This window comes from Actinomycetospora sp. (genome assembly GCF_055612215.1).
Map to the genome: position 1 here is coordinate 1 of NZ_JBVPVA010000401.1, position 1,786 is coordinate 1,786.

General features: G+C 72.6%; 3 protein-coding genes. 1 reads left to right on the forward strand and 2 read right to left on the reverse strand.

The genetic code is table 11. The annotated features are described in order from the left end of the window. Positions 1–621: DinB family protein (locus tag AC0CYZ_RS11355; protein ID WP_472215319.1), on the forward strand; the 621-nt coding region annotated here is incomplete at its 5' end. Positions 622–669: 48 nt separating this feature from the next. On the opposite strand, the gene AC0CYZ_RS11360 is transcribed toward AC0CYZ_RS11355, so the two are convergent. Both AC0CYZ_RS11360 and AC0CYZ_RS11365 read right to left on the reverse strand, forming a co-directional pair. Continuing rightward, on the reverse strand, positions 670–1,023 hold the full coding sequence (locus tag AC0CYZ_RS11360) for a helix-turn-helix domain-containing protein (protein WP_472215321.1): 354 nt from the start codon (positions 1,021–1,023) through the stop codon (positions 670–672). 194 nt (positions 1,024–1,217) lie between these two features. Then, a complete protein-coding gene (locus AC0CYZ_RS11365) occupies positions 1,218–1,682 on the reverse strand; it encodes an Hsp20/alpha crystallin family protein (RefSeq protein ID WP_472215323.1) in 465 nt (154 codons plus the stop codon). Between the last annotated feature and the right edge of the window lie 104 nt (positions 1,683–1,786).

Here is a 1,786-nt window from a genome sequence, read left to right on the forward strand (position 1 = left end):
TCCTCCGGCCACATCCTCGGGCCGCCCGTCAGCTGGCACCCTCGACGAATGGACGACGTCGACCGGCTCGCCACCCCTGCGCTCCCCGACGGCGTCCCGCCGCTCGCGGCCGAGGACCACGTCTGCCCCGACTGCCCGATGGACTTCGCGACGACGACCGTGGACGACGTGCGGGCGATCGTCGCGGCCGTCCCGCAGCAGGCCCGCGACCTGCTGGAGGACCATCCCGACGAGGCCTGGCGCGTCCGGGGCGCCGACGGGAGCTGGTCCGCGGCGGAGTACCTGTGCCACGTCCGCGACGTCTACGCCGTGTTCACCATCCGGCTCCACCGCGCCCGCACCGAGGACGATCCCGCCCTCGAGCCGATGTTCAACGACCTCCGTGCTCGACGCTTCGATTACGCGCACGCCGACCTGGGTCCGGCCGTCGACCTGCTCACGCCCCACGTCGCGGGGTTCCTGGCCGAGCTCGACCGCCTCGGCGAACCGGACCGGGTGCGGCCGGTCCACCGCTACCCCGGGGAGCAGCGCACCGCCTTGTGGCTCGCCCGCCAGGCCGCCCACGAGGGGCGACACCACCTGCTCGACATCGCGGGTGCGCTGCGCGCTCGTGAGCAGTAGTCCGTGTCATAGGGCGGAGAAGTGCGCACGAGCGCGGAGCGCACCTGCCTACTCACGGGCGCGGAGAGCACCCAGGGCCTCGTCGCGTTCCCGACGGGCCTCGTCGCGCTCGTCGACGACCTCGGCGGTCCGGGCGCGCTCGTGGTCGAGGTCGGCGCGCAGGTCGAGGATCTCCGCGGCGCTGGCGAGGGTGTGGCCCTCGTCGGCGAGGGCGCGCAGCGCGACGACGCGGTCGAGCTGGTTGCGGGAGTAGCGACGGTGGCCGCCCTCGGAGCGGGACGGGGTGAGGAGCCCGGCTGCGTCGAGGCTGCGCAGGAATGCCGGCGGGACGTCGAGCAGCTCGGCCGCCTGGCCCATGCCGTAGGTGGGGTGGTCGGGATCGTCGAGGCGGTCGAGCGCCATGGTCCTCCTGTGTCGTGGGCCGGAGCCCGGACGCGCGCGAGCGGGGCGGGTCGTCGACCCGCCCCGCTCGGCCCCTCAGAGTGGTTCGGTACGGGCCGGCCCGTCGGGCGCGGCCCCGGTGGTCGTGGTGATCGTCAACTGGACGGGGACATCACCTCCTCGGGTTCCTGATGTGGTCGGGACGTCGAGGAGGGTCAGCTCGCGTGCTCCTCCTTCTCCGGTCCCGGGGCGGCCTCGTTCCCGGAGTCGATCGTGCGCGGCGCGGCGGTGTGCTCGACGCTGACGCGGCGCGGCTTGGAGCGCTCGGCGACCGGGATGGTCAGGGACAGGACGCCGTCGACGTACGAGGCGTGGAGCTGGTCGAGGTCCAGGTCACGGCCCATGGTCAGGCGGCGGCTGTAGTGCCCGCGCGGACGCTCGGCGATCATCCACTCGGCCGCGTCGCTCGGGGCGCTGCGCTCCGCGCTGACGGTCACGGTGTTGCCCTCCACCGAGATGTCGATCGAGCCGGGGTCCACCCCGGGCACGTCGAAGGTGGCGACGACGTGGTCCCCGGCGCGGTACAGGTCCATCGGCATCCCCGTGCCGGCCTGGCCGCGGCCGCCGGTGAAGCGGTCGAGCGAGCGGAACGCGTCGAAGGGGTCGTAGTTCAGCAGCACGATCGGTCACTCCTTCCATCACCGCACTGCGTACCTCAAGGCGACTGACGTAGATAGTTATAGCTCCACCTACAGATTCACGCAAGTCGGTGTTGCAGGTTCAT